27 protein-coding genes are annotated in these 25,688 nt (G+C 60.1%); 13 read left to right on the top strand and 14 right to left on the bottom strand.

Annotated elements, in window-relative coordinates:
* Window positions 1-81: 81 nt before the first annotated feature.
* The 8 genes from JSY17_RS13330 to JSY17_RS13365 are packed head-to-tail and all read right to left on the bottom strand — an operon-like array spanning window position 82 to window position 8,056.
* A complete protein-coding gene (locus JSY17_RS13330) occupies window positions 82-1,095 on the bottom strand; it encodes a septal ring lytic transglycosylase RlpA family protein (protein WP_117163506.1) in 1,014 nt (337 codons plus the stop codon).
* Window positions 1,095-2,114 (bottom strand): lytic murein transglycosylase B, encoded by a 1,020-nt coding sequence (mltB, locus tag JSY17_RS13335; protein WP_200979678.1) that lies wholly within the window; start codon window positions 2,112-2,114, stop codon window positions 1,095-1,097. The genes JSY17_RS13330 and mltB overlap by 1 nt, the downstream gene beginning before the upstream one ends.
* 5 nt (window positions 2,115-2,119) lie before the next feature.
* On the bottom strand, window positions 2,120-3,223 hold the full coding sequence (rodA, locus tag JSY17_RS13340; RefSeq protein WP_162880485.1) for a rod shape-determining protein RodA: 1,104 nt from the start codon (window positions 3,221-3,223) through the stop codon (window positions 2,120-2,122).
* A 31-nt stretch (window positions 3,224-3,254) separates the two neighbouring features.
* The gene (gene mrdA, locus JSY17_RS13345) at window positions 3,255-5,150 is read right to left on the bottom strand and encodes a penicillin-binding protein 2 (protein ID WP_117163509.1); all 1,896 of its coding nucleotides are present in this window, start codon (window positions 5,148-5,150) and stop codon (window positions 3,255-3,257) included.
* Window positions 5,151-5,178: 28 nt separating this feature from the next.
* Entirely contained in the window at window positions 5,179-5,646 is a 468-nt protein-coding gene (rlmH, locus tag JSY17_RS13350) for a 23S rRNA (pseudouridine(1915)-N(3))-methyltransferase RlmH (protein ID WP_025261972.1), read from the bottom strand.
* Window positions 5,647-5,655: 9 nt separating this feature from the next.
* Window positions 5,656-6,042, bottom strand: a complete 387-nt coding sequence (rsfS, locus tag JSY17_RS13355) for a ribosome silencing factor (protein ID WP_117163511.1) — start codon at window positions 6,040-6,042, stop codon at window positions 5,656-5,658.
* A gap of 60 nt (window positions 6,043-6,102) precedes the next feature.
* Window positions 6,103-6,762, bottom strand: a complete 660-nt coding sequence (nadD, locus tag JSY17_RS13360; RefSeq protein WP_162880486.1) for a nicotinate-nucleotide adenylyltransferase — start codon at window positions 6,760-6,762, stop codon at window positions 6,103-6,105.
* Window positions 6,763-6,784: 22 nt separating this feature from the next.
* Window positions 6,785-8,056, bottom strand: coding sequence for a glutamate-5-semialdehyde dehydrogenase (locus JSY17_RS13365; protein ID WP_117182005.1), 1,272 nt, complete (start codon window positions 8,054-8,056; stop codon window positions 6,785-6,787).
* 275 nt (window positions 8,057-8,331) lie between these two features.
* Here JSY17_RS13365 and JSY17_RS13370 point away from each other — a divergent pair, with 275 nt between their 5' ends.
* Window positions 8,332-9,003: a DNA-3-methyladenine glycosylase gene (locus JSY17_RS13370; RefSeq protein ID WP_206401914.1), complete on the top strand. Its 672-nt coding sequence runs from the start codon at window positions 8,332-8,334 to the stop codon at window positions 9,001-9,003.
* A gap of 3 nt (window positions 9,004-9,006) precedes the next feature.
* Window positions 9,007-10,323 (top strand): bifunctional DedA family/phosphatase PAP2 family protein, encoded by a 1,317-nt coding sequence (locus tag JSY17_RS13375; protein WP_117182003.1) that lies wholly within the window; start codon window positions 9,007-9,009, stop codon window positions 10,321-10,323.
* 58 nt (window positions 10,324-10,381) lie between these two features.
* Here the strand turns inward: JSY17_RS13375 and JSY17_RS13380 are convergent, their stop codons facing one another.
* Genes JSY17_RS13380 through JSY17_RS13390 form a run of 3 tightly spaced genes read right to left on the bottom strand, consistent with a single transcriptional unit; the run spans window position 10,382 to window position 12,060 of the window.
* Complete coding sequence (locus tag JSY17_RS13380; protein ID WP_117182002.1) at window positions 10,382-10,972, bottom strand: LON peptidase substrate-binding domain-containing protein; 591 nt, start codon at window positions 10,970-10,972, stop codon at window positions 10,382-10,384.
* Window positions 10,973-10,984: 12 nt separating this feature from the next.
* Complete coding sequence (locus JSY17_RS13385; RefSeq protein WP_117182001.1) at window positions 10,985-11,701, bottom strand: LrgB family protein; 717 nt, start codon at window positions 11,699-11,701, stop codon at window positions 10,985-10,987.
* Window positions 11,698-12,060: a CidA/LrgA family protein gene (locus JSY17_RS13390; RefSeq protein ID WP_117163517.1), complete on the bottom strand. Its 363-nt coding sequence runs from the start codon at window positions 12,058-12,060 to the stop codon at window positions 11,698-11,700. Before JSY17_RS13390 ends, JSY17_RS13385 begins: the two co-directional genes overlap by 4 nt.
* A gap of 203 nt (window positions 12,061-12,263) precedes the next feature.
* Here JSY17_RS13390 and JSY17_RS13395 point away from each other — a divergent pair, with 203 nt between their 5' ends.
* The 3 genes from JSY17_RS13395 (at window position 12,264) to JSY17_RS13405 (ending at window position 15,241) form a co-directional block, all read left to right on the top strand.
* Window positions 12,264-12,719: a MaoC family dehydratase gene (locus JSY17_RS13395; RefSeq protein WP_117163518.1), complete on the top strand. Its 456-nt coding sequence runs from the start codon at window positions 12,264-12,266 to the stop codon at window positions 12,717-12,719.
* Window positions 12,720-12,847: 128 nt separating this feature from the next.
* Window positions 12,848-14,572 (top strand): C13 family peptidase, encoded by a 1,725-nt coding sequence (locus tag JSY17_RS13400; RefSeq protein ID WP_201014248.1) that lies wholly within the window; start codon window positions 12,848-12,850, stop codon window positions 14,570-14,572.
* Window positions 14,573-14,599: 27 nt separating this feature from the next.
* The gene (locus tag JSY17_RS13405; RefSeq protein WP_117181999.1) at window positions 14,600-15,241 is read left to right on the top strand and encodes an oxidoreductase; all 642 of its coding nucleotides are present in this window, start codon (window positions 14,600-14,602) and stop codon (window positions 15,239-15,241) included.
* A 44-nt stretch (window positions 15,242-15,285) separates the two neighbouring features.
* On the opposite strand, the gene JSY17_RS13410 is transcribed toward JSY17_RS13405, so the two are convergent.
* Genes JSY17_RS13410 through mpl form a run of 3 tightly spaced genes read right to left on the bottom strand, consistent with a single transcriptional unit; the run spans window position 15,286 to window position 17,538 of the window.
* Window positions 15,286-15,570, bottom strand: a complete 285-nt coding sequence (locus tag JSY17_RS13410) for a YceK/YidQ family lipoprotein (protein ID WP_206401916.1) — start codon at window positions 15,568-15,570, stop codon at window positions 15,286-15,288.
* Window positions 15,563-16,192 (bottom strand): flavin prenyltransferase UbiX, encoded by a 630-nt coding sequence (gene ubiX / locus JSY17_RS13415; RefSeq protein WP_025261986.1) that lies wholly within the window; start codon window positions 16,190-16,192, stop codon window positions 15,563-15,565. Before ubiX ends, JSY17_RS13410 begins: the two co-directional genes overlap by 8 nt.
* A complete protein-coding gene (mpl, locus tag JSY17_RS13420) occupies window positions 16,189-17,538 on the bottom strand; it encodes a UDP-N-acetylmuramate:L-alanyl-gamma-D-glutamyl-meso-diaminopimelate ligase (protein WP_122369844.1) in 1,350 nt (449 codons plus the stop codon). The genes ubiX and mpl overlap by 4 nt, the downstream gene beginning before the upstream one ends.
* Before the next feature lie 195 nt (window positions 17,539-17,733).
* On the opposite strand from mpl, the gene exaC reads away from it, so the two are divergent.
* From exaC to JSY17_RS13460, 8 genes are all read left to right on the top strand, one after another.
* Complete coding sequence (gene exaC / locus JSY17_RS13425; protein WP_117181997.1) at window positions 17,734-19,254, top strand: acetaldehyde dehydrogenase ExaC; 1,521 nt, start codon at window positions 17,734-17,736, stop codon at window positions 19,252-19,254.
* Window positions 19,255-19,532: 278 nt separating this feature from the next.
* Complete coding sequence (locus tag JSY17_RS13430) at window positions 19,533-20,927, top strand: ethanolamine ammonia-lyase subunit EutB (protein WP_117163525.1); 1,395 nt, start codon at window positions 19,533-19,535, stop codon at window positions 20,925-20,927.
* On the top strand, window positions 20,924-21,763 hold the full coding sequence (eutC, locus tag JSY17_RS13435) for an ethanolamine ammonia-lyase subunit EutC (RefSeq protein ID WP_206401918.1): 840 nt from the start codon (window positions 20,924-20,926) through the stop codon (window positions 21,761-21,763). Before JSY17_RS13430 ends, eutC begins: the two co-directional genes overlap by 4 nt.
* 84 nt (window positions 21,764-21,847) lie before the next feature.
* Window positions 21,848-22,300, top strand: coding sequence for a GNAT family N-acetyltransferase (locus JSY17_RS13440; protein WP_117163527.1), 453 nt, complete (start codon window positions 21,848-21,850; stop codon window positions 22,298-22,300).
* A gap of 210 nt (window positions 22,301-22,510) precedes the next feature.
* The gene (locus tag JSY17_RS13445; protein WP_117163528.1) at window positions 22,511-23,158 is read left to right on the top strand and encodes a DedA family protein; all 648 of its coding nucleotides are present in this window, start codon (window positions 22,511-22,513) and stop codon (window positions 23,156-23,158) included.
* 3 nt (window positions 23,159-23,161) lie between these two features.
* Complete coding sequence (locus JSY17_RS13450) at window positions 23,162-23,974, top strand: M90 family metallopeptidase (protein WP_206401919.1); 813 nt, start codon at window positions 23,162-23,164, stop codon at window positions 23,972-23,974.
* A gap of 103 nt (window positions 23,975-24,077) precedes the next feature.
* Window positions 24,078-24,605: an inorganic diphosphatase gene (ppa, locus tag JSY17_RS13455; protein WP_117184836.1), complete on the top strand. Its 528-nt coding sequence runs from the start codon at window positions 24,078-24,080 to the stop codon at window positions 24,603-24,605.
* Between the two features lie 346 nt (window positions 24,606-24,951).
* A complete protein-coding gene (locus tag JSY17_RS13460) occupies window positions 24,952-25,683 on the top strand; it encodes a LexA family transcriptional regulator (RefSeq protein WP_117163531.1) in 732 nt (243 codons plus the stop codon).
* Window positions 25,684-25,688: the final 5 nt, after the last annotated feature.

Genomic DNA, 25,688 nt, shown 5'->3' on the forward strand with positions numbered 1-25,688 from the left:
CTGCAACTCTTGCTCTGACGGCAAGTCCGCATTGCGGGCCACTGCATATCGTTCTCCATACCGCCAAGAACGACTGTTGATTCAATCCAGTGTTACAAGGCTCGGCTGACCAAGGTTGGCCGATCTGACACTATCCTGCAATTGCTGGGCTTCACCCTGCGTGCCTATCGGCCCCATGCGGACCCGATAGAGCGTCTGTTGATTGCGCGCTATCGAACTCACGAAAACCGGTGCCCGAACCATCCCGCTCAGCTTCGATCTCAGGAGCTCTGCAGCGTCCGGATTCGCGAAGGCTCCGACCTGGAGAAACAGCCCAGAGGCTTGTCCTGAAGCGTTTTTTTTTGCGTCACTCTGCAAGGGTACAGGCGGAGCAGCGTGTTGTTGAGGCGGTGGCGTGTATTGCTCGACCGTCCCGGTTGAAGCGGTGAAAGCCGGCGTAGCCGCCTGGGCCACGACCTGAGGCTGGTCGAGCGCCAGTGGAGCAGGACGCCCCCGTTGCGCCCACCATTCCTGCGGATCGATCCCCTCGACCTTGACCCGCGCCGTACCGCTTTCGGCATAGCCGAGCTTCTTGGCAGCCGCATAGGACAGGTCGATGATCCGGTCGGAGTAGAACGGGCCACGATCGTTGACGCGCAGAATCACGGTGCGGTTGTTGTCGAGGTTGGTCACGCGCACATAGCTGGGCAATGGCAGGGTCTTGTGGGCCGCGCTCATGCCATACAGGTCATAGACCTCGCCATTGGCGGTGTTCTGACCATGAAACTTGGTGCCATACCAGGAAGCCGTACCCGTGGCGACATAACGCCTGGATTCGCTCATCGGGAAGTAGGTCTTGCCCAGTACCGTATAAGGGTTGGCCTTGTAGGGACCGGTGTGGACAGTAGGCGTGGCATCGGGAATACGCGAGATATCCACATCCCACCAGGGAGCCCCGTCCTTGTGTGCACGGTTGATATCCAGTCCCGGAGCAGAACGCACGGCGGTGCCGCCCTGCTGTGGCGAACGCGAGGTGGACGAGCAACTTGCAATCAGCAGTGCCAGCCCCGCACAAGCCAGCACTTTCAAAGGTGTACGAATCGGCAATGGCCGCATTACTTCACGCCTCGAGCTTGAACCAACGATTCAGACAGCTGATACACGGCCATCGCGTACATCACACTGCGGTTATAACGCGTGATTACATAAAAATTATTCAGTCCCAGCCAGTATTCCGGCCCTTGATCACCTTCGAGGCGAAATGCCGTGACGGGCAGGTCATCGCGCAGCGCATCATGACTCGCCCAGCCCAGACCTCGCAACTCCCCGACCGACATGACCGGGTCCAGACCAGGACTCAACCCCTCATCGACCCGACTGCCACGTGCCGAAGCACGACTGACGACACGCTGTCCGGCCACCCAGCCATGGCGCTTGAAGTAGCTGGCAACACTGCCGATGGCATCGTCCGGGTCGGTCCAGATATTGATATGTCCGTCACCGTCGAAATCCACGGCATATGCGCGAAAGCTGCTCGGCATGAACTGCGGCAGGCCCATCGCACCGGCGTAGGAACCCTTGAGGGTCAGAGGATCGACCTGCTGTTCACGGGCCAGCAGCAGGAACTCGCGCAATTCCTTGCGGAAAAACGGAGCGCGGGGCGGATAGTCGAAGCCCAGCGTGGACAGGGCATCGATCACCCGGTAGTTACCGGTATTGCGACCGAAGAAGGTTTCGACGCCGATGATCGACACGATGATCTGCGCAGGCACGCCATATTCCTGCTCGGCACGGGCCAGCGCCGCTTCATGCTGACGCCAGAAATCGACGCCGCGAGCGATACGGGCATCGGTAATGAACATCGGGCGATATTCTTTCCACTGCTTGACCCGTTCGGCCGGACGGGAAATCGCATCGAGGATCGCCTGCTTGCGCTCGACTTCGCGAAACACGCCCATCAACTGCTCGCCGGCAAAACCGTACTCACGGGTCATCTCACCGACAAATTCGGCCACTTGAGGAGAACCCTCGTAGTCGCCAGCGATAGCCTCTTGTACAGATCCAAGGATGCTAACCAGACCGACCACCGGAGCATATCGAGCCCAGTTGCGCACTACCTGCATTGAATTCTTCACCTTAATCAAACCTGAGCGATCCATTTACGATGCGTATGGATCGACATCAAAACCCCAAACGCTGACAGCAGCGTCACGAGCGAAGTTCCGCCATAGCTAATGAAAGGCAGTGGTACGCCTACAACCGGCAAGAGGCCACTGACCATACCGATATTGACGAATACATAAACAAAAAATGTCATTGTCAGCGCCCCGGCCAGCAGCTTGCCGAACAGGGTCTGGGCTTGCGCGGTGATGACCAGACCACGGCCGATCAGCAGCAGATAGATGACCAGCAGCGCACAGATCCCCACCAGACCGAACTCCTCGCCCAGTACCGCAATGATGAAGTCGGTGTGGCTTTCAGGCAGGAAGTCCAGGTGCGACTGGGTACCCAGCAGCCAGCCCTTGCCGAAGACGCCACCCGAACCGATGGCCGCCTTGGACTGAATGATGTTCCAGCCGGTACCCAGCGGATCGCTTTCCGGATCGAGGAAGGTCAGTACCCGCTGTTTCTGGTAGTCGTGCATGAAGAAGAACCACATGGCGACAGCCGCAGGCACCGCAGCGGCCAGCACGCTGACGATCCAGCGCCAGCGCAGTCCGGCCATGAACAGCACGAAAGCGCCCGAGGCCAGGATCAGCAGCGAGGTGCCGAGGTCAGGCTGACGCACGATCAGCACGAAGGGCACGCCGATCAAGGCAAGGCTGACCGCCACATGCTTGAGCTGCGGCGGCAAAGTGCGCTTGGACAGATACCAGGCGATGGTCGCCGGCATGATGATCTTCAGGAATTCCGAAGGCTGGAAGCGGATGACCCCCGGAATGTTGATCCAGCGCGTGGCCCCCATGGCGTTGTGGCCCATCACATCCACCACCACCAGCAACAGCACGCCCATGACGTACATGACCGGCACCCAGCGCGCCATGAATCGCGGCTCGAACTGGGCAATGATCAGCATCGCCGTCAGACCGATACCGAAAGAGCTGGCCTGCTTGAGCAGCAGATCCCAGTTCTTGCCACTGGCCGAATACAGGACGAACAGGCTGCCCGCCGCCAGGGTCAGCAGCAGGATCAGCAGCGGGCCATCGATATGAATACGCTGCAGAAACGTCGCCCGGCGACGCATCACATCTTCGCTGGAAAGGATGCGGTCGAAATTACTCTTCACGGGCCGCAGCCTCCGGATTCAGGGAACCGGCGTACTCAGGCTTGAGGACGCCATTCTGGTCGAGCAGCCAGGCATCCATCACCTGACGAACCACGGGAGCCGCAACACCGGAGCCGGACTCACCGTTCTCCACCATCACAGCCACGACTATCTTGGGGTTGTCGGCCGGCGCAAAGCCCACGAACAGGGCGTGGTCACGATGGCGCTCCTGAACCTTGGTGCGGTCGTACTTCTCACCCTGCTTGATGGCGACAACCTGAGCGGTACCGCTTTTACCGGCGATCCGGTACTGCGCACCGATGGAAGCCTTGCGTGCCGTACCACGGGCACCGTGCATCACTTCCTGCATGCCGTGGTTGACCCTGGCCCAGTTGGACGGATCGCGCAGGATGATGTCCGGCATCGGGTTCTCGTCAACCGGAGCCTTGCCTTCGATGCTCTTGGCCAGATGCGGCCGGTTCCACTTGCCCTTGTTGGCGACCAGGGCAGTGGCCTGCGCCAGCTGCAGCGGCGTGGCCTGCATATAGCCCTGGCCGATCCCGAGAATCAGTGTTTCGCCGGGGAACCACGCCTGACGCCGGGTCGCACGCTTCCAGTCCCGGGACGGCATCAGGCCGGGGGATTCCTCGAACATGTCCAGAGACACTTTCTGCCCCAGACCGAACTTGTTCATGTAGCTGGACAGCCGGTCGATACCGAGCTTGTGCGCCAGATCGTAGAAGTAAGTGTCATTTGAACGCATGATCGCCACATCGAGGTCCACCCAGCCATCGCCGGTGCGGTTCCAGTTGCGGTACTTGTGGTCATAGTTCGGCAGTTGGTAATAGCCAGGGTCGAACACCCGCGAGGTCGGGGTCACGACACCCGCATCCAGCCCGGCAACGGCGACTGCCGGCTTGATGGTGGAGCCCGGTGGATAGAGGCCGCGCAGAATACGGTTGAACAGCGGCCGGTCGATCGAATCGCGCAACTCGGCGTAGGCCTTGAAGCTGATCCCCGTCACGAACAGGTTCGGGTCGAAACTCGGTGCGCTGACCATCGCCAGCACCTCGCCCGTGTTCGGGTCCAGCGCCACGACAGCGCCACGACGACCGCCCAGTGCGGCTTCGGCGGCTTCCTGCAGATTGATGTCCAGGCTCAGGACAATGTCCTTGCCGGGAATCGGGTCGGTGCGCTTGAGTACACGCAAGACACGTCCGCGGGCGTTGGTTTCGACTTCCTCGTAACCGACCTGACCGTGCAGCTCGTCTTCGTAGAAACGTTCGATACCGGTCTTGCCGATATGGTGCGTGCCGCTGTAATTGACGGGATCGAGGCCTTTGAGCTCTTTCTCGTTGATGCGCCCCATGTAACCGACCGAGTGGGCAAAGTGCGGCCCCTGGGGATAGTGACGGACCAGTTGCGCCACCACCTCGACGCCGGGCAGGCGGAACTGGTTAACGGCAATCAGGGCAATCTGCTCTTCGGTCAGCTCGAACAGGATCGGCACCGGCTCGAATGGCCGACGCCCCTGCTTCATGCGCTTCTCGAAGATGATGCGGTCATCGGGCGTGAGCTGCAGTACTTCGACGATGGTGTCGAGCACCTGGGACCAGTTGCCGGAACGCTCGCGGGTCACGCTGAGACTGAAGCTTGGCCGGTTATCGGCCACCACAACGCCATTACGGTCGAAAATCAGGCCGCGACTCGGCGGAATCGGCTGGACGTGGACCCGGTTGTTTTCCGAAAGGGTCGAATGGTAGTCGTACTGAATGACCTGCAGGAAATACAGGCGTGCAATCAGGACGCACACCAGCAACATGACGGCCACTGCCCCGAACACGACCCTGCTGCGCACAAGGCGTGCGTCTTTTTCATGGTCTTTTAGGCGGATCGGCTGAGGCATCTAGGGCGCGTTCACAGTAAAGACAAGGCTACTTGTGATAAGGGTGCCCGGACAGAACTGTCCAGGCGCGATAGATCTGCTCACCGATCAGGATCCGCACCAGCGGGTGCGGCAAGGTCAGTGGTGACAGCGACCAACGCTGCTCGCTACGCGCGCAAACCTCCGGGGCAAGACCTTCCGGCCCTCCGACCATGAGATTTACCGTGCGCGAATCCAGACGCCAGCGATCGAGCTCGCTCGCCAGTTGCTCGGTGCTCCAGGGCTTGCCCTGCACTTCAAGCGTGACGATCCGCTCACCCGGTTGCACCTTGGCCAGCATGGCTTCGCCTTCCTGACGGATCAGGCGTGCCACGTCGGCATTCTTGCCACGGGTATTGAGCGGAATTTCCACGAGTTCAAGCGCAAGTTCGGAAGGAAGACGCTTGGCATACTCATGCCAACCCTCTTCCACCCACTTGGGCATACGCGAACCAACGGCGATCAGACGCAGACGCACAGCGATGCCTTATTCGTGGCCCGGAGTGTGGTGCGCAGCGCTGGCAGCGCGGCTTTGCTCGGCACCTTGCCACAGGCGCTCCAGATCGTAGAACTGGCGTGCGGCAGCGGTCATCACGTGAACCACGACATCGCCCAGGTCCAGCAGAACCCAGTCGCTGTCGCCCTTGCCTTCCTCGCTCAGCGGCATCAGGCCAGCAGCCTTGACCTTCTCGCGAACGTTATCGACCAGCGCGTTGAGCTGGCGGTTGGAGGTACCGGTGCAGATCAGCATGTAGTCGGCGATGCTGGTCTTGTCACGCACGTCGAGCGCCAGGATGTCCGCACCCTTGACGTCTTCCAGTGCAGCCGTTGCCAATGCCACGACTTCTTCACTACTCAGTTTTTGCTTTGTCATAAGAAACTCATTCAGCTCATATATGTGGAAACGCCCAAACGCTTGTCTATAAAAGCAGTTTCAGGGCGCTCCATCAGTTTTCGGCGCACAGTACAGTCCGTGCACATCGATATAGGCCAGTACCGCGTCTGGCACCAGAAAACGTACCGACTTACCGCTGGCCAGCAGTTGACGGATCTGGGTGGCAGACACCGATAACGGCGTCTGCCAGACGAATGTAATGTGTCCGCCCGGCCCTTTCAGGGCCTTGGGATCGCTGACCGAGCGTGCCGCCAGCAGGTTGCGCATGGCATCCGGCGACTCGCTGTCCGCGTCCGGGCGTTGCAGCACCACGATATGGCAGTGCTCCAGCAGTTCTTCCCACCGATACCAGGTGGACAGACCGCAAAAGGCATCCCAGCCCAATAACAGAAACAACTGGTCCTCTGCGGCCAGTTCGGCCCGCATCGATTCCAGAGTGTCGATGGTGTACGACGGTTTATCCCGCTTCAGCTCACGGTCATCCACCGTCAAGGGTGACACACCGGCCACCGCACACCGGACCATCGCCAGACGGTCCTGTGCAGTCACACTCGGCATGTCGCGATGCGGAGGCCTGGCGCTGGGCGTCAGGCGCAACTCATCGAGTTCAAGCAGCTCGGCCACTTCCAGTGCGCCGCGCAAATGACCTATGTGTACCGGGTCGAACGTCCCCCCCAGCATGCCGATACGTCTGGGCAAGGCTGCTACGGGCTCGCTCAAGTCAGGCTGGCTCCTGGCCGCGCAATTGACCGTCACCGATCACGATGTATTTCTCGCAGGTCAGGCCTTCCAGGCCGACCGGGCCACGGGCGTGCAGCTTATCAGTAGAAATGCCGATCTCGGCACCCAGACCGTACTCGAAGCCATCGGCAAAGCAGGTCGGGGCATTGATCATCACCGAGCTGGAGTCGACTTCAGCCATGAAACGGCGAATCTGGCCCTGATGCTCGGACACGATGGCGTCACTGTGATGCGAGCCATAGTGGTTGATGTGCTCGATGGCTTCGTCCAGCCCGGTCACCACACGGATCGACAGGATCGCTGCCAGATATTCGGTATGCCAGTCTTCTTCGGTCGCAGGAATCGCGTCGATCAGCGCGCGGGTACGCTCGCAGCCACGCAACTCGACGCCCTTTTCACGAAAACGGGCCGCCATTGCAGGCAGGAACTCGGCCGCCACGACCTGATCCACCAGCAGGGTTTCCATCGAACCGCAGATGCCGTAACGGTAGGTCTTGGCATTGAAGGCAATGTTCTGAGCCTTTGGCAAATCGGCCTCGGCACTGACATACACATGGCAGATGCCATCCAGATGCTTGATGACCGGCACACGGGCATCACGGCTGACGCGCTCCACCAGCCCCTTGCCACCACGCGGAACGATGACGTCCACATATTCAGGCATGGTGATCAGCGCGCCCACGGCATCGCGATCGGTAGTTTCGACGACCTGCACCACACCGGAAGGCAAGCCGGACTCGGCCAGACCGCGCTGGATGCAGGCAGCCACCGCACGGTTGGAATGAATGGCCTCGGAACCACCACGCAGGATGGTCGCGTTCCCGGACTTGAGGCACAGGCTCGCTGCATCGATGGTCACGTTCGGACGCGACTCGTAGATGATCCCGACCACGCCCAGCGGTACGCGCATCTTGCCGACCTGAATACCTGAAGGCCGGTAGCTCATGTCGCGGATTGCGCCCACCGGGTCCGGCAGACTGGCAACCTGACGCAACCCGACGATCATGCTGTCGATACGTGCGGGGGTCAGGGCCAGGCGTTCGAGCATGGCGGGAGCCAGGCCATTGGCACGACCTGCGTTCAGGTCAAGCTCGTTGGCGGCGGACAACTCGGCGCGGGCTTCGTCCAGAGCGGCGGCAATGGCCTGCAGGGCGCGGTTTTTCTGCGCGGTGCTGGCACGTCCGATCACTCGCGAAGCTTCGCGGGCGGCGCGACCCAGGCGGGTCATGTAGTCAAGAACGGACTCAGTCATGGTCTCAGAGGTCTTGGCAGAGAAGAAAGCGGCCGATTATAGCTGTCGCGTCGCCCGAACGACAGCGCAGACAGGCGGATGGTCGATAACAGTGCAAAATCGGATACAACGGCGACCATTTCGCCCCCAGGAAGCTTCCTACAGAGAAAGTTTGCCGTCCTGTCGATGTTTTTGTCATTTCCAGAAACAACAAAGTCGCCCTTCAAGGTACATTCAGATGCATTTAAGGCAGCGCTTGTTATGATCTTCGCCCTTCTTACCTGACGTGTCCGCCTATGCCCGTTGCTCTTGCCGACAGCTTTTTCCATCGAGATGCCCAGCTTCTGGCCCGCGATCTTCTGGGCAAGGTGATTCGGCACAAAGTTGGTGAGTTGTGGCTGGCGGCACGCATCATTGAAACCGAAGCCTATTACCGCACCGAAAAAGGCAGCCATGCTTCACTGGGGTACACCGAAAAACGCAAGGCGCTGTTTCTGGACGGTGGGCACATCTATATGTATTACGCCCGTGGTGGGGACTCGCTGAATTTCAGCGCCGAAGGGCCGGGCAATGCGGTGCTGATCAAGTCCGGTTTTGCCTGGGTCGATGAACTCAGCGACGCCAACGCCCTGGCACAGATGCAACTCAACAACCCGGATGCCAGCGGCGCCATTCGCTCGCAGGAGCGTCTGTGCGCGGGCCAGACGTTGTTGTGCAAGGCGCTGGGCCTGAAAGTGCCCGACTGGGACGCCAGGCGTTTCGATCCGCAAAAGCTGCTGGTCGAAGACATCGGTCAGACACCGAAACTCATCGTTCAAACCACACGCCTGGGGATTCCCCAGGGCCGCGACGAAGACTTGATGTACCGCTTCGTCGATGCCGAATACGCCCGCTTCTGCACGCGGAACCCACTACGACGCGGTCAGGTCGAAGGCCGCGACTATTTTCTAATCCCTCAAGGAAACTGATCCATGGGCGAACTGCTCGATGGCATTACTGGCTGGTTGACCGCGAACCCGTCCTGGGTGGCGATAGCGATATTCGTGGTGGCATTCATCGAGTGTGTCGCCATTGCCGGGATCGTCGTGCCAGGCACCGTTCTGATGTTCGCCATCGCAGCCCTGGCAGGCAGCGGCATTCTGTCGTTGAGCGAAGTATTGCTGCTGGGTTTTCTGGGCGGCCTGCTGGGGGATGCGGTTTCGTACTTCATCGGCAAGCACTTCCATCAGAATATCCGCCAGTTGCCGGGGCTGCGTCAGCATCCGGAATGGCTGACGGGTGCAGAAACCTATTTCCATCGCTATGGCATCGCCAGCCTGCTGGTAGGTCGTTTCATCGGGCCGTTGCGCCCGATGTTGCCGATGATTGCCGGCATGTTCGACATGCCCTTCCCGCGCTTCGCAATTGTCAGCATCATCGCCGCCGCCGGCTGGTCGATCGTTTACCTGATGCCGGGCTGGGCTGCCGGCGCGGCCATTCGCCTGCCATTGCCTGAAGGCTTCTGGAGCGAAGCCGCCTTCGTCGGTGCAGGCCTGGCCATCCTGTTCGGGCTGAGCATCCAGACCAGCATGCGCAAACAGCGTCATGCGACCAAGGTGATTGCAGGCCTGAGCGTGCTGATGCTGGCGGCCCTGCTGATCGGCTGGCCGTACCTGAACCATTTCGACCAGGGCCTTATGACGCTGGTCCAGGAACATCGCAGCGCGACCGCACAGAATATCGTCCTGCTGGTCACCAGCATTGGCGACTTCAAGGCCCAACTGCTGGCTGCGGCACTGCTGATCATTGTCCTGCTGATCGCCCGGCAATGGCGTCATGCGGCTTTCGCCCTTGCCACCACACTGGGCACCGCCGTGGCGAACGGTACGCTCAAGGCATTTTTCGGCCGCGCCCGGCCTGACGTTCTGCTGGACCCGCTGACCACCTACAGCATGCCCAGCGGACACAGTTCGGCGGCGTTTGCGCTGTTCATGACCCTGGCGGTGCTGGCCGGACGCGGGCAGCCAGTCAGACTGCGCCTGACCTGGCTGCTGCTGGGCGGCGTTCCGGCGCTGGCCATTGCCTTGTCACGGGTTTACCTGGGGGTCCACTGGCCGACGGATATCCTGGCCGGGATGATGCTGGCGTTCTGTATCTGCGCCGCGAGCCTGACCCTGATCCAGCATCAGACGCCATTGCCGGCCATGTCGGCGAAAGTGTGGTGGCTGATCGTGCCAGCCATAACCGGTCTGCTGGGCGTGTTCGCCGTCCACGCTCTGGCGCATGCGACGTTGCGCTATCAGTATTGAGTGTTGTGCCTTCGCGAATGAATTCCCGCAGCAGGAGCAAATTCATTCGCGAAAAAGATCAGGCCTGCAGGTCGCCCTGCATCTCGTCGAGCAGATCCTGGATTGCATCCAGACGCTCTTCGGGATCGTCGATTTCCAGCAGTTCGATCTTGTCCTGCTCGGTAAAGGGCAGCAGATAGGCCAGTTGATTGGCCAGTGATTGCTGACCGCTGGCCTCGAGCCCCATGTTCAGGGAGGCGACCATGGGGTGCTCTCCCAGCGCTTCGAGCAAGGCGACCAGATCGGCATCTTCTTCCTGCAAGGGCCGCTCCTGCTGCTCGTCCAGCCACTGGATCTCGGCCAGCAGCGACTGGTCCCGCTGCACGGTGGCGTCGATTACCCGGAAACGCCGCCTGCCGACGACACGAATCCCCAGCAGACCGTTTTCCTGCTGCTGGAAATCGGTGACCAGCGCTTCACAGCCGATCAGCGAGTAGCCTTCGGGAGCCATGCCGACTTCACTGCCATGCGTGATGCACACCACGCCGAAGCCTTCACCCTGTTTCATGCAGCGGCTAACCATGTCCAGATAGCGCGCCTCGAACAACTGCAGGTCGAGCACGCAACCGGGGAACAGCACAGCATTGAGTGGAAACAGCGGCAACGTCATAAATAAGTACCCTTAAACAGCCAAAGACACGGCCAACGGCAGAAACAACGCTGTTGCAACACCCATCAGGCTCATTGCCAGGGCAGCAAAAGCGCCCGCCTCCTCGCCTTCCTGCAAGGCCAGCGAGGTTCCCACCGCATGGGCGGTAAGCCCCAACGCCATGCCACGTGCCGCATGATGATGCACACGCGCCAAGGACAGCAGGCCCGGCCCGAAAATGGCACCGAACACGCCAGTAATCAAGACGAACACCGCAGCCAGTGCCGCAACGCCCCCGATCTGCTCGGCCACCAGCATGGCAATCGGCGAGGTGACCGACTTGGGCGCCATGGTCATCAGGATCATATGATCGGCACCCAGCAGCCAGCCCAGGGACAGGCACAGGCCGGTGGCAAAAACACCACCAATCACCAGCGTAGTTAAGGTTGGCCACAACAACTGCCGAATCCGCCGCAGATTCAGATAAAGCGGCACCGCCAGCGCAACCGTGGCCGGCCCCAGAAGAATGCCGAGGATCTCGGTGCTTTTGCGGTACTCGGTGTAATCCAGACCGCAACCGAACAGGATGCCGATCACGACCACCATCGAGACCAGCACCGGCTGCAGGAACAGCCAGCGGGTTTTCTCATAGGCGGCCATCGCCAGTTGATAGGCACCCAGGGTAATGGCGATGCCAAACAGCGGATGATGAATCACCGACATCCAGGCACCCTGCCAGTCCAGGTTCATGGCTGCTCCTGACGGCGCGCCTGACGCTCGATGAGTTTCTGCATCAGCCAGCCGACAAAGGTCAGGGAAACGATCAGCGACACAAACAGGGTGCCAAAGATGGCCCAGAAGTCTTCGGCAATGGCCGAGGCATAAACCATCACGCCCACCGCAGGCGGCACCAGCAGCAGGGGTAGGTAACGCAACAGACTGCCGGCTGCGACACTGATGGGCTCGCTCACCTCACCGCGCCAGATCAGGTACGCGATCATGAAGACCAGCCCGATGATCGGCCCCGGCAGTACCGACAAGAACAGATGATTGAGCGCCGTCCCCAGCAGTTGGAACAGCACCAGCCATGTAAGACCCCTTAGCAGCATGGGAACTCCAGAAATAAATGAACCCGGTGAATTCACGGCGCCATTATAAACACGCTGCGTTCAACGCTATGGACAGGTATTCGCCTGCACGGAGTCACTTGACCAACCGGCTACCCTCTGCTGATCTTGTCACTCGCCCGACAGGCAATGCCCTCGCGGGGTCGGGCATCAAGGTGTAAAACCGAAAGATCAAGGAGAATGACATGCCTTTTGTACCTGCTACAGAGCTCAAGAACTACATCGGCAAGGAACTGGGACGTTCCGAATGGCTGACCATCGATCAGGAACGCATCAATCTGTTCGCCGAAGCCACCGGCGACTTCCAGTTCATTCATGTCGATCCGGTCAAGGCAGCACAAACTCCTTTTGGCGGCACCATCGCCCACGGTCTGCTATCGCTTTCGCTGATCCCCAAGCTGATGGGCGATCTGCTGGTCATGCCCGAAGGGCTGAAGATGGTGGTCAACTATGGCCTGGACAGCGTACGTTTCGTTCAGCCGGTGAAAGTCGACTCACGGGTACGTCTGAAAGTGGAACTCACCGACGCCACGGAGAAAAAACCGGGGCAGTGGCTGCTCAAGGCCACGGCGACCATGGAAATCGAAGGTCAGGAAAAACCGGCCTTTGTCGCCGAACCCTTGTCACTGTGTTTTGTGTAATTCCATTGAAACATGAAACAGTCGTAACAGACTGTTTCACCCCTCTTACTCGCTGCGGCATACTCCCCCCGGTGTGACACGAACATCTGCTCAAGCAGAGTCACGGACCTACTCTCTTGGGATCTCAAATGCGCGCGCTTGCTCCTCTGGCTCTGACCCTCCTGATCGCTGGCTGCGGCGACAGCGAATCCCTGTTGCCTCCCGATGGCCTGCTGGCCGACGGCGGACGCTACCGTGGCGATCTGGTCAATGGCCGGTTGCAGGGCGAAGGCCGTATCGACTACCCCAATGGCAGTTGGTATGCGGGCCAGTTCGAGAATGGTCTGCGTCATGGCCGCGGTGAATGGCACGCCAGCAACGGCGATATTTACAAAGGTCAGTTCGAACACGGCATGTTTCAGGGGCAGGGCAAGCTGACCACCGCAGGCGGGACGTACGTCGGCGGCTTCAAGCTCGGACGCCGGGATGGCGAAGGCACCTGGCAGGAAAAAGGCGTGCTCTACCGAGGCCATTTCAAGGACGGTCAATACGATGGTCCCGGACGCCTTGAGATGGAGGACGGCAGCCAGTTCCAGGGCCAGTTCGCCCAAGGCAAACCCAACGGCGAAGGCGTGCGCACCGATGCCAGCGGCAATCAGTTCAGCGGTCCCTTCGTCAACGGCCAGCTCCAGGGTAACGGCAGTTTCGCAAGCGCCGATGGCGATCACTATATCGGCGGCTTTCGCAACAACCTGCTCGATGGCAAAGGCCGCTACGAGAACAGCGACGGCGATGTCTGGAACGGCCAGTTCAAGGAAGGAGCGCTGACCGGCCCGGGCGAACTGATCGGCTCGGACGGCAGCCGTTATCAAGGCCAGTTCAACAATTGGCAGTTTTCCGGCGAAGGCCGTCTGCAACTGGCCGATGGCAGCCACTACGTCGGCCAGTTCGCCAATGACACCTATCAAGGTCCGGGAGTCCTGACCTCCGCCGACGGTAGCGAACTGCGCGGCGTCTGGGCCAACGGTCAGCGGATTCGCGACGCTCAGGGCAAGTTGCTGCCCGATCCACTGGAAGCCGGCCTGCTCGCCCAGGGGCCGTTGCTGGACAAGGCACTGGCCGCCGTTCCCGCCTCGACATCCGCTCTGGAGCTGTACAGCCTGGTCGTGGCCGGTGACGGCAAGCAAAGCGTGTTCATGCGCGAGGCCGATTACGTCAGCAACCTGCTGGCGTCGCGATTTGGCGCGTCGGGGCAAATCAGCCTGGTCAATCATCGCGATCACATGGAAGACCGCCCGCTGGCGACCCGCGAATCCATCGGCCGCGCCGCCCGGACCCTGGCGCAACGCAGCGGCCCGGAGGATCTGATATTCATTTACCTGACCAGCCATGGCACCCAGGATCATGAACTGGTGCTCGATCAGCCGCGTCTGTCACTGGCGGATCTGCCTGCCGATGCACTGGCCGCCGCACTGGCACCGCTGAAAGACCGCGACAAGATCATCGTGATTTCTTCCTGCTATTCGGGTGGTTTCATCCCCGACCTCAAGGACGAGCGAACCCTGGTCATGACGGCCTCGCGAGCGGACCGTGTATCGTTCGGCTGCTCCGAAGAAGCTGACTTCACTTATTTCGGCGATGCACTATTTGCCAGGGCGCTGGTCGAAACCGATGACCTGCAACAAGCTTTCAACGAGGCAAAAGCGTATGTCGCGCAACGCGAAATCGAGGATGATTTCGAGGCTTCCGAACCCCAGATATGGGCCCCCAAGGGCGTCATCGCCCGCTGGCAACTGTTACGCAAGAATCAGGCTGAACGAGCGCTGAATACGACGTTGAATCGCAAGGAAGCGAAGACCTCTACTAGCCGCTAGGCTATTCAGTATCAAGGGAGAAACACTATGTACTTGACGCCGCAACACATCCTGCTTGCAGGGGCTACCGGACTCACAGGCGAACACTTGCTTGATCGCCTGCTCAACGAACCCACCGTCAGCCGCGTGCTGGCCCCCACCCGTCGCCCATTATCCGCCCACTCCCGCCTGGAAAACCCGGTGGGCGAACTGAACAGTCTTTTACCTGCCCTCGGCGGCAAAGTGGATATCGCTTTCTGCTGCCTGGGCAGCACCATCAAACAGGCAGGCTCGCAGGAGGCCTTCCGCGCCATCGACCTGAATATGGTACTGGCCGTGGCAGAACGCGCCCGCGAACTGGGAGCGCGGCATTTTCTGGTGATCAGCGCCATCGGTGCCGATGCCCGGTCCAGCGTGTTCTACAACCGCACCAAGGGTGAAATGGAAGAAGCCCTGCGAGCGCAGGACTGGCCGCAACTGACCATCGCCCGCCCGGCCCTGCTGGTGGGCAACCGTCCGGAAACCCGCTGGGCCGAACAGCTCGCCGCACCGATTGCCAAATTGCTGCCCGGCAAATACGGCGCCATCGAAGCCTGCAACCTGGCCCGCGCCATGTGGCGGCTGGCCCTGGAAGAACAGGATGGTGTGCGGATCGTGGAGTCGGATGAGTTGCGCAAGTTGGGGAAATGACAACTGTGGGAAGCAGCTTGCTGCTTCCCTCAATCGCGAAAAAATCACAGCCCTCCCTGGGCCTGATACCCAACCCCCAGCGCAGTCAGCAGAGACAACGGCAGCAACAGAGTGTCGAACAAGGCGCTGGCGGGTAGATCAAGGGCCGGATACTCGGGCGCTTCGGCACCGAAGCGGTCCTTTTCACAGCAACCGCCCTGCATCGCATACAGATCGAGTCGTGTCCCGGCATACACCACAGGCGCGCCCGGCTGGGCCGCATCCAGCGTCCTGACCGTGGCGCAGCCCGTCATGAGCAGCGCGACAGCGATCAGCAGGAGCTTATTCATCGCTCCCCATATGATGCTCACCCCAGCGTGGCAACATGTCCTGCGGGATGTTCAACAGGTTGAGAATCCGGGCCACCACGAAATCCACCAGATCGTCGATAGTCTGCGGCTGATGATAGAAGCCGGGCGAGGCAGGCAGGATCACTGCGCCCATGTTGGACAGCTTGAGCATGTTCTCCAGGTGAATGCTGGAGAACGGTGCTTCACGCGGCACCAGAATCAACTGGCGACGCTCCTTCAAGGTGACATCCGCCGCACGCTCGATCAGGTTGTTGCAGGCGCCGCTGGCAATGGCCGACAAAGACCCCGTCGAACACGGCACCACCACCATCGCACTGGGCGACCCCGAGCCAGAAGCCACCGGCGACATCCAGTCATCGCGGCCATAGACTCGAATCTGTCCGGCCGTCGCACCGGTGTACTCGGTGAGAAACGCCTGCATCATCGCGGGCTTGGGCGGCAGCCTCACGTCGGTTTCGGTCGCCATCACCAATTGCGCAGCCTTGGAGATCAGGAAGTGGACTTCCCGGTCTTCGCGCACCAGACAATCGAGCAGGCGCAAGCCGTACTGGGCGCCCGAGGCACCGGTCATGGCCAGGGTAATACGCTCTGGCCCGCTCATTTCAGCGCCTCGGCCAGCTTGCCATGCAGACCACCAAAGCCGCCGTTGCTCATGATCACCACATGGGTGCCGGGCTGAGCCTGGCTTTTGACCCGCTCGATGATCCCTTCAAGAGAATCGCTGACAATCGACGGCACCGAACATTGCGCAGCGGTCGCGGCCAGATCCCAGCCCAGATTGGCCGGTGCGTACCAGACCACCTGATCGGCCTGCTGCACGCTTTCCGGCAGACCATCGCGGTGCGCGCCCAGCTTCATGGAGTTGGAGCGCGGTTCGATGATGGCGATCACCGGCGCATCGGCGACTTTCTTGCGCAGCCCGTCGAGGGTGGTGGCAATCGCGGTCGGGTGGTGCGCAAAGTCGTCATAAATGGTGATGCCGCGAACCTCTGCGACTTTCTCCATGCGGCGCTTGACGCTCTTGAAAGCACTCAGCGCCTCGACGCCCTGCGCAGGCACCACACCCACATGCCGCGCCGCCGCCAGGGTCGCCAGGGCGTTGGCGACGTTGTGCTGACCGGTCATGGTCCACTCGACCACGCCTTGCGGCTGGCCGTCGAACAGCACTTCAAAACGCGAGCCGTCTTCACTCAACAGACGCGCCTGCCACTGGCCGTTCTGCCCGGTGGTTTGGACCGGCGTCCAGCAACCCATTTCAATAACCCGCTGCAAGGCAGGCTCGGTGGTTGGATGAATCACCAGACCTTCACTCGGGATAGTGCGCACCAGATGGTGGAACTGCCGCTCGATGGCTGGCAGATCCGGGAAGATATCCGCGTGATCGAACTCAAGGTTGTTGAGGATCGCGGTACGCGGGCGGTAATGGACGAACTTGGAACGCTTGTCGAAAAAGGCGCTGTCATATTCGTCAGCTTCGACCACGAAAAACGGCGTGCCGCCCAGACGCGCAGACACCGCGAAGTTCTGCGGAATACCGCCGATCAGGAAGCCCGGGCTCATGCCTGCATGTTCCAGCACCCAGGCCAGCATGCTGCTGGTGGTGGTCTTGCCGTGAGTACCGGCAACGGCCAGCACCCAGCGACCCTGCAGGACATGGTCGGCCAGCCACTGCGGGCCGGAAACATAAGGTAAACCTTTATTGAGCACATGTTCGACGGCAGGGTTACCGCGCGACAGCGCATTACCGATCACCACCAGATCCGGAGCAGGCTCCAGTTGCGCGGCGTCATAGCCCTGAGTCAACTCGATGCCCTGAGCTTCCAGCTGGGTGCTCATCGGCGGGTAGACGTTGGCGTCGGAGCCCGTGACGCGATGCCCCAACTCTTTGGCGAGTACCGCCAGCGAGCCCATGAACGTGCCGCAGATACCAAGGATATGAATATGCATGATGACCTCTTATAACATCCGCGCAGGGTAGCTCAGGACCGCTGAAATGGCACCCGGTGTTTGTCCCGGACGGCGAAAGCCTACGTCTAAAGTTCATGCCCGCTGTCATGATAAATGGCCTAATCTTGCTACTCTTCCCTGCCAGACGTTTGACCACGCTGAATTCCCCCACAACAAGAATCAGGAGACTTCACCATGCGTTACGCACATCCGGGTACCGAAGGCGCCATCATCAACTTCAAGGAACGCTACGGTAACTACATCGGCGGCGAGTTCGTCGCGCCGGTCAAAGGCCAGTACTTCACCAACACCTCGCCCATCACCGGCAAACCCATCGCAGAATTCCCCCGCTCCACTGCCGAGGATATCGACAAGGCACTGGATGCCGCCCATGCTGCGGCCGATGCATGGGGCGCGACCTCCGTACAGGAGCGTTCGCTGACCCTGTTGAAGATCGCCGACCGCATCGAAGCCAACCTCGAAAAACTGGCCATCACCGAAACCTGGGACAACGGCAAGGCGATCCGTGAAACCCTGAATGCCGATATCCCGCTGGCAGTCGACCATTTCCGCTATTTCGCCGGAGCCCTGCGGGCTCAGGAAGGCAGCGCAGCGGAGATCGACGGCAATACCGTGGCGTATCACATCCACGAGCCGCTGGGCGTGGTCGGCCAGATCATCCCGTGGAACTTCCCGATCCTGATGGCGGCCTGGAAACTCGCGCCAGCCCTGGCGGCTGGCAACTGCGTCGTGCTCAAGCCCGCCGAGCAAACGCCGCTGGGCATCAGCGTGCTGGTCGAGCTGATCGGCGACCTGCTGCCGCCGGGCGTGTTGAACGTAGTCCAGGGTTATGGCCGCGAAGCCGGTGAAGCGCTGGCCAGCAGCAAGCGCATCGCCAAGATTGCCTTCACCGGCTCCACGCCGGTGGGTTCGCACATCATGAAACTGGCAGCGGACAACATCATTCCGTCCACCGTGGAACTGGGCGGCAAGTCGCCGAACATCTTCTTCGAAGACATCATGAGCGCCGAGCCGGAGTTCATCGAGAAGGCTGCCGAAGGCGTGGTCCTGGCGTTCTTCAACCAGGGCGAAGTCTGCACCTGCCCTTCCCGTGCGCTGGTTCAGGAGTCCATCTATCCGCAGTTCATGGAAGCGGTGATGAAGAAGGTCCTGAAGATCAAGCGTGGCGACCCGCTGGACACCGACACCATGGTCGGCGCACAGGCCTCGCAGCAGCAGTTCGACAAGATCCTCTCGTATCTTGAGATTGCCCAGTCCGAAGGCGCCGAGCTGCTGACCGGCGGTAAGGTGGAAAAACTGGAAGGCGATCTGGCAACCGGTTACTACATCCAGCCGACGCTGCTCAAAGGCAACAACAAGATGCGCGTCTTCCAGGAAGAAATCTTTGGCCCGGTGGTCAGCGTCACGACCTTCAAGGACGAAGCCGAAGCCCTGGCCATCGCCAACGACACCGAGTTCGGTCTGGGTGCCGGCGTATGGACCCGCGACATCAACCGCGCCTACCGCGTAGGCCGCGCCATCAAGGCCGGTCGCGTCTGGACCAACTGCTACCACCTGTATCCGGCGCATGCGGCATTCGGTGGTTACAAGAAGTCCGGCGTAGGTCGCGAAACCCATAAAGTGGCGCTGGAGCATTATCAGCAGACCAAGAACCTGCTGGTGAGCTACGACACCAATCCGCTGGGCTTCTTCTAACCAAGCCTTTGCTCGCCTAATGAATTCGCTCCCAGCGATCCGTGTGGGAGCGGATTCATCCGCGAACAAGCCAACGCACCAACTCCGGGCAACCCACGCCCCGCGTCAAGGCAACGCCCGCTCAATAACACCGCCGATACCCCGCAAATTCGCACTTCCATTCACTATGGAGTATTAATTGCTTACATCGCTTCCCACAGTCGCTTGAACCGGAACGTCACCGGTTTGACCGAAAGACTACGTCCGACGCCAACGGCGGGACGTCATGGAGAATCTGTATGGCAAGCTTTTCCCAGGCTATCGGTGCGCTGACGTACCGTTTCGACAGCCTCAAGGACGTCATGGCAAAAGCCAGTCCTGCCCGCTCCGGTGATTTTCTGGCCGGGGTTGCGGCGCAAAACGATGGTGAGCGGGTCGCCGCACAAATGGCGCTGGCCAATATTCCCCTCAAGCACTTCCTTGAAGAAGCGCTGATCCCCTACGAAAAAGACGAAGTCACCCGCCTGATTATCGATACCCACGACAAGCTGGCCTTTGCGCCTGTCAGCCATCTGACCGTGGGCGGCTTTCGTGACTGGCTGCTCAGTGACAAGGCCGACGAAGCCAGCCTTCGCGCACTGGCCCCTGGCCTTACGCCGGAGATGGCCGCGGCGGTCTCGAAAATCATGCGCGTGCAGGACCTGGTGCTGGTGGCGCAGAAGATTCGCGTCGTGACGCGCTTTCGCAACACCGTCGGCCTGCGCGGACGCCTGTCGACCCGCCTGCAGCCCAATCATCCGACCGACGAGCCGTCGGGCATTGCGGCCAGCGTGCTGGATGGCCTGCTGTACGGCAACGGCGACGCCATGATCGGCATCAATCCGGCCACCGACAGCACTTCATCGATCGTTGCATTGCTGGAAATGCTCGATGCGATCATCCAGCGCTATGAAATCCCGACTCAGTCCTGTGTGCTGACCCATGTCACCACATCGATTGAAGTGATCAATCGCGGCGTGCCGGTCGATCTGGTCTTCCAATCCATCACCGGCACCGAGGCCGCCAATGCCAGCTTCGGGATCAACCTGAAACTGTTGCAGGAAGGCTATGAAGCGGGCCTGAGCCTCAATCGCGGGACGCTCGGGCAGAACCTGATGTATTTCGAAACCGGCCAGGGCAGTGCCCTGTCGGCCAACGCGCACCATGGCGTTGATCAGCAGACCTGCGAAACCCGCGCCTACGCCGTGGCCCGGCATTTCAATCCGTTTCTGGTCAACACCGTGGTCGGTTTCATCGGCCCGGAATACCTCTACAACGGCAAACAGATCATCCGCGCCGGCCTGGAAGACCACTTCTGCGGCAAGCTGCTGGGCGTGCCCATGGGCTGCGACATCTGCTACACCAACCACGCCGAAGCCGATCAGGACGATATGGACACGCTGCTGACGTTGCTGGGCGTGGCGGGAATCAACTTCATCATGGGTATCCCCGGCTCCGACGACATCATGCTCAATTACCAGACCACCTCCTTCCATGACGCGCTCTATGCGCGGCAAAGCCTGGGCTTGCGTCCTGCGCCCGAATACGAAGCCTGGCTGGAAAGGATGGGCATCTTCACCCAGGCCGATGGCCATGTGCGCTTTGGCGACAGCCTGCCACCGGCCTTTCGCAACGCATTGGCGCATCTGGCATGAGTGAACCTTCCATGACCGACGACACACTCCCCAACCCATGGCTGGAACTGCGCCGCCTGACTCCGGCACGCATCGCTCTGGGTCGTACCGGCACCAGCCTGCCCACTGCCGCACAACTGGACTTTCAGTTCGCCCATGCCCAGGCACGAGATGCCGTGCACTTGCCCTTCGATCATGCGGGATTAAGTGCGCAACTGGCGGAAAAAGGCCGCGAAACCCTGCTGCTGCACAGTGCCGCTGCCGACCGCCACAGTTATCTGCAACGCCCGGATCTTGGACGACGCCTGAACGATGAATCGGCTAGCCAGTTGAGGGATTACGCTACAGCCCATCCCGGCGGCGTCGATCTGGCGATAGTGGTTGCCGATGGCCTGTCATCGCTGGCCGTGCATCGTCATACCGTCCCGTTTCTGGCCCGACTGGAAGAACAGGCCACTGCCGAAGGCTGGACACTGTCTCCCGTCATTCTGGTGGAGCAAGGCCGGGTCGCCATCGCCGATGAAATCGGTGAACTGCTGGGGGCGAAGATGGTGGTGATCCTGATCGGAGAGCGCCCGGGCCTGAGCTCCCCGGACAGCCTGGGATTGTATTTCACCTATGCACCCAAGGTTGGCCTGAACGACGCCCATCGCAACTGTATTTCCAATGTGCGACTGGAAGGCCTGAGTTACGCAATGGCGGCTCATCGCCTGCTCTATCTGATGCGTGAGGCTTGTCGGCGACAGATCTCGGGGGTCAACCTCAAGGATGAAGCCGAATTGAAGACTGTGGAATCGGATGAGGCAGCCGATAACAAAGATAACTTCCTGCTGGCTGGTCCGGTTGAGCCGCATTAGATTGCGCTTTCTAAAGCCAGTCGGCAGCATCGGACCGTCGCCCGAGCACACTGCATTCGCCCATAGTGAAGTTGAGGCCCAATCATGCGGATCATAAAAGCAACTCTCGAACATCTGGACCTGCTCTGCCCACTGTTCATCAAATATCGCGAGTTTTATGGCGAGTTGCCCTTTCCGGATTCGTCGCGCGACTTTCTGGAAAAGCGTCTGCGCCGCGATGAGTCGGTGATCTACCTGGCACTGTCCAAGGATGACGACAACAAGGTTCTGGGCTTCTGCCAGCTCTACCCGAGCTTTTCGTCCCTTTCGCTCAAGCGCGTATGGATTCTCAACGACATCTACGTGGCCGAAGACTCGCGTCGCCAACTGGTCGCCGACCACCTGATGAAGCATGCCAAACAGATGGCCAAAGAAACCCAGGCCGTGCGCATGCGCGTGTCCACCAGCAGCGACAACGAAGTGGCGCACAAGGTCTATGAGTCCATCGGCTTCAAGGAAGATACGCAGTTCAAGAACTACGTCTTGCCGATCAACTAAGGTCATAAATCACCTTGTGAGAGGCTGCTTGCTGGCGACTTAACGGCAAGCTGCCTCCCACCAGTGTTGTCCGATCAGGATTGACCCGCGGGAGCGACTTCAGTCGCGAAGAACCCCGTGCCGTGTTTATACCTCTATAATGCCGCCCGTAGCGCTCAGTAGTTTCTTCCGCACGCGCCCTGTTCCAAGGGTCTGGCCTCAGGTATTCCAATGGATTTCAACCCCCTCGACCTCATCCTGCACCTCGATGTGTACCTCGACCTGCTGGTCAAGAACTACGGCACCTGGATCTACGCCATCCTGTTTCTGGTGATTTTCTGTGAAACCGGCCTGGTGATCATGCCGTTCCTGCCGGGCGACTCGCTGCTGTTCATCGCCGGCGCCGTGGCAGCCGGCGGCGGCATGGACCCGGTGCTGCTGGCCGGGCTGCTGATGCTGGCGGCTATCCTGGGCGACAGCACCAACTACATCATCGGGCGCACCGCTGGCGAGAAACTGTTCAGCAACCCGAACTCGAAAATCTTCCGCCGCGACTACCTGATTCGCACTCAGGTGTTCTATGCACGTCATGGCGGCAAGACCGTGACACTGGCGCGCTTCCTGCCGATCATTCGTACTTTTGCCCCGTTCGTCGCAGGTGTCGGCAGAATGCCTTATCTGCGTTTCGTGGGTTTCAGCGTACTGGGCTCGATCCTGTGGGTCGGCAGCCTGGTCACGCTGGGTTTCTATTTCGGCAATGTGCCCTTCATCAAGCAGAACCTCACCCTTCTGGTGCTGGTGATCATTCTGATCTCGCTGCTGCCCATGATCATCGGTCTGGTACGCAGCCGCATGGGCCGTTCGGTGGACGCCCGCTAAGTCATGTGGTCGTTCAGCAACTGGCGCAGGCGGCGCACGCTGGCCAAAAATCCCGTCGCACCTGAACTATGGCAACGGGTGCGTCAGCGGCTGCCGATTCTGGACGGTTTGAGCGATGCGCAGGATCAAGCCTTGCGCGAAGCCTGCGTGCTGTTTCTGCAAGCCAAGCACCTGACGGCATTGCCGGGCGTAGAACTGGATGATGAGCAACGCCTGTTCCTCGCCGCCCAGGCCCAGTTGCCGCTGCTCAACCTTGAAGACCTGAACTGGTATCAGGGTTTTCATGAAATCGTCCTGTACCCCGGCGACTTCATCAGCCCGCAGCGGCACCGCGACGCCAGCGGTATCGAACATGAATGGGATGGCGAACACAGCGGCGAGGCCTGGCAACAGGGCCCGGTGATTCTGGCGTGGCCGGGAGTGCTGTCCAGCGGCAACTGGGATGCCTACAACCTGGTCATCCACGAACTGGCGCACAAGCTCGACATGCTCAACGGCGACGCCAACGGCCTGCCGCCCTTGCATGCCGACATGCGCATCAGTGAATGGGCCCGAGTGATGCAGAGCGCCTACGACGACCTCAACCGGCAACTGGACAGCGACCCGGACCTCGAAACCGCCATCGACCCCTACGCCGCCGAAGACCCGGCCGAATTCTTTGCCGTGACCAGCGAATACTTCTTCAGCGCCCCCGACCTGCTGCACGAAGCCTATCCCGAGGTCTATGAGCAACTGAAAGCCTTTTACCGCCAGGACACCCTGGCGCGGCTACAGGCCCTGCAAAAGGGCGACACGGACTATCAAAGCCCACGCTGATCCAACGCGGTACGTGTCAACATCCACAGAATATGCCTATAATCCGGCCACTTTTTGGCGCTCGCGCCATTCTCTGTCTGGTTAACTACGGGGGCAAAACCCAATGAGCTACAGCAAGATTCCGGCTGGTAAAGACCTGCCGAACGACATCTACGTCGCTATCGAAATCCCGGCCAACCACGCGCCGATCAAATACGAAATCGACAAAGAATCCGATTGCCTGTTCGTTGACCGCTTCATGGCCACCCCGATGTTCTACCCGGCCAACTACGGTTTCATCCCCAACACCCTGGCCGACGACGGTGACCCCCTCGACGTGCTGGTCGTGACCCCTTACCCGGTTGCTCCAGGTTCGGTGATCCGTGCCCGTCCGGTCGGTATCCTGAACATGACCGACGATGGCGGCGGCGATGCCAAGGTTATCGCAGTACCTCACGACAAGCTGTCCCAGCTGTATGTCGACGTGAAAGAGTACACCGACCTGCCAGCCCTGCTGCTGGAGCAGATCAAGCACTTCTTCGAGAACTACAAGGATCTCGAAAAAGGCAAATGGGTGAAGATCGACGGTTGGGGCAATGCTGACGCAGCCCGCGCCGAGATCCTGAAATCGGTTGAAGCCTACAAAGGCTGATCACCCGTTTCGCTGCTTCGGAACACCTGACCGGGTGTTCCGAACACCTTCTGCAAAACGCCCTCCTCCGCTCTTCCCCTCCTGCCTCGCAAATCCTTCAGAAACCCGACAATAAACAAACGTATAAAAATACATTCATCATTTAAAACGCGATAAACAAAACGTGAATCCGGTAAAGCCGGTTTAAATCAGAACGCTGCGTTTAATTAAAATAAACGTATTGCGGAACATGCCTACGCAACAACTATTCCCCCTGTAGGTCGCTCATCACAAGCAACGGGAGAACAACCGTATTTGAACACCCCGTTCATTTAAACGGATTCGCGACCGCCGTAAACTCGGCCTCATGAATACATCAGGTGATCGACTACGCATACTCCTGCGGGAGTGCCATCTTTCTGCAACGGACTTTGCAGCCAACCGCAAAGTCACGCCCCAGCACGTGAACAACTGGTTCAAACGCGGCGTGCCCATGGCGCGGCTGGAAGAAGTGGCTGAACTACTGACCGTCAACCCCCGCTGGCTGCGCACCGGCGAAGGCCCCAAACACCCGACAGACTCCGCCAACGAGAATAATGGCGGCGATACTCCGATTACGCTCCATCAAGGCAGAAGCCTGCTGCGCGGCGATGTGGAAATTCAGATCTACAAGGAAATCGAATCCACCCACAGCATCGGCAAAACCGTACTGGCCGAAGCACCGGGGCAAAAGATACGTTTGCCCATGCACGTGCTGCAAACCATGAACATCGACCCCAAGAACACCATGTGCGTCGCCATGATCGGTAACAGCATGGCCGACAAGATCCAGGACGGCTCACTGCTGGGCGTCAACCGCGACCTGACCCAGGTCATCGATGGCGAAATGTACGCCCTCGAACACGGTGGCATCCTGCGCGTGCGCTACCTCTACCGCCTGCCCAACGGTGGCCTGCGCCTGCGCAGCCACAACAACAGCGAATACCCGGACGAACTGTTCAGCGCCGAAGAAATCGAGCGGGAAAACATCCGCATCCTGGGCTGGATATTCTGGTGGTCGACCCTCAACAGCCGCCGCAACGCCATGCTGCTGCGCTGAACAGG

Source organism: Pseudomonas capsici, assembly GCF_017165765.1.
GTDB lineage: Bacteria > Pseudomonadota > Gammaproteobacteria > Pseudomonadales > Pseudomonadaceae > Aquipseudomonas > Aquipseudomonas capsici.

Coding starts and splice junctions, on each gene's coding strand:
- JSY17_RS13330 (WP_117163506.1), bottom strand. CDS start 1,095: ATGCGGCCATTGCCGATTCGTACACCTTTGAAAGTGCTGGCTTGTGCG.
- rodA (WP_162880485.1), bottom strand. CDS start 3,223: ATGCGTCGCCGGGCGACGTTTCTGCAGCGTATTCATATCGATGGCCCG.
- mrdA (WP_117163509.1), bottom strand. CDS start 5,150: ATGCCTCAGCCGATCCGCCTAAAAGACCATGAAAAAGACGCACGCCTT.
- rsfS (WP_117163511.1), bottom strand. CDS start 6,042: ATGACAAAGCAAAAACTGAGTAGTGAAGAAGTCGTGGCATTGGCAACG.
- JSY17_RS13365 (WP_117182005.1), bottom strand. CDS start 8,056: ATGACTGAGTCCGTTCTTGACTACATGACCCGCCTGGGTCGCGCCGCC.
- JSY17_RS13370 (WP_206401914.1), top strand. CDS start 8,332: ATGCCCGTTGCTCTTGCCGACAGCTTTTTCCATCGAGATGCCCAGCTT.
- JSY17_RS13375 (WP_117182003.1), top strand. CDS start 9,007: ATGGGCGAACTGCTCGATGGCATTACTGGCTGGTTGACCGCGAACCCG.
- JSY17_RS13380 (WP_117182002.1), bottom strand. CDS start 10,972: ATGACGTTGCCGCTGTTTCCACTCAATGCTGTGCTGTTCCCCGGTTGC.
- JSY17_RS13385 (WP_117182001.1), bottom strand. CDS start 11,701: ATGAACCTGGACTGGCAGGGTGCCTGGATGTCGGTGATTCATCATCCG.
- JSY17_RS13390 (WP_117163517.1), bottom strand. CDS start 12,060: ATGCTGCTAAGGGGTCTTACATGGCTGGTGCTGTTCCAACTGCTGGGG.
- JSY17_RS13395 (WP_117163518.1), top strand. CDS start 12,264: ATGCCTTTTGTACCTGCTACAGAGCTCAAGAACTACATCGGCAAGGAA.
- JSY17_RS13400 (WP_201014248.1), top strand. CDS start 12,848: ATGCGCGCGCTTGCTCCTCTGGCTCTGACCCTCCTGATCGCTGGCTGC.
- JSY17_RS13405 (WP_117181999.1), top strand. CDS start 14,600: ATGTACTTGACGCCGCAACACATCCTGCTTGCAGGGGCTACCGGACTC.
- JSY17_RS13410 (WP_206401916.1), bottom strand. CDS start 15,570: ATGAATAAGCTCCTGCTGATCGCTGTCGCGCTGCTCATGACGGGCTGC.
- ubiX (WP_025261986.1), bottom strand. CDS start 16,192: ATGAGCGGGCCAGAGCGTATTACCCTGGCCATGACCGGTGCCTCGGGC.
- mpl (WP_122369844.1), bottom strand. CDS start 17,538: ATGCATATTCATATCCTTGGTATCTGCGGCACGTTCATGGGCTCGCTG.
- exaC (WP_117181997.1), top strand. CDS start 17,734: ATGCGTTACGCACATCCGGGTACCGAAGGCGCCATCATCAACTTCAAG.
- JSY17_RS13430 (WP_117163525.1), top strand. CDS start 19,533: ATGGCAAGCTTTTCCCAGGCTATCGGTGCGCTGACGTACCGTTTCGAC.
- eutC (WP_206401918.1), top strand. CDS start 20,924: ATGAGTGAACCTTCCATGACCGACGACACACTCCCCAACCCATGGCTG.
- JSY17_RS13440 (WP_117163527.1), top strand. CDS start 21,848: ATGCGGATCATAAAAGCAACTCTCGAACATCTGGACCTGCTCTGCCCA.
- JSY17_RS13445 (WP_117163528.1), top strand. CDS start 22,511: ATGGATTTCAACCCCCTCGACCTCATCCTGCACCTCGATGTGTACCTC.
- JSY17_RS13450 (WP_206401919.1), top strand. CDS start 23,162: ATGTGGTCGTTCAGCAACTGGCGCAGGCGGCGCACGCTGGCCAAAAAT.
- ppa (WP_117184836.1), top strand. CDS start 24,078: ATGAGCTACAGCAAGATTCCGGCTGGTAAAGACCTGCCGAACGACATC.
- JSY17_RS13460 (WP_117163531.1), top strand. CDS start 24,952: ATGAATACATCAGGTGATCGACTACGCATACTCCTGCGGGAGTGCCAT.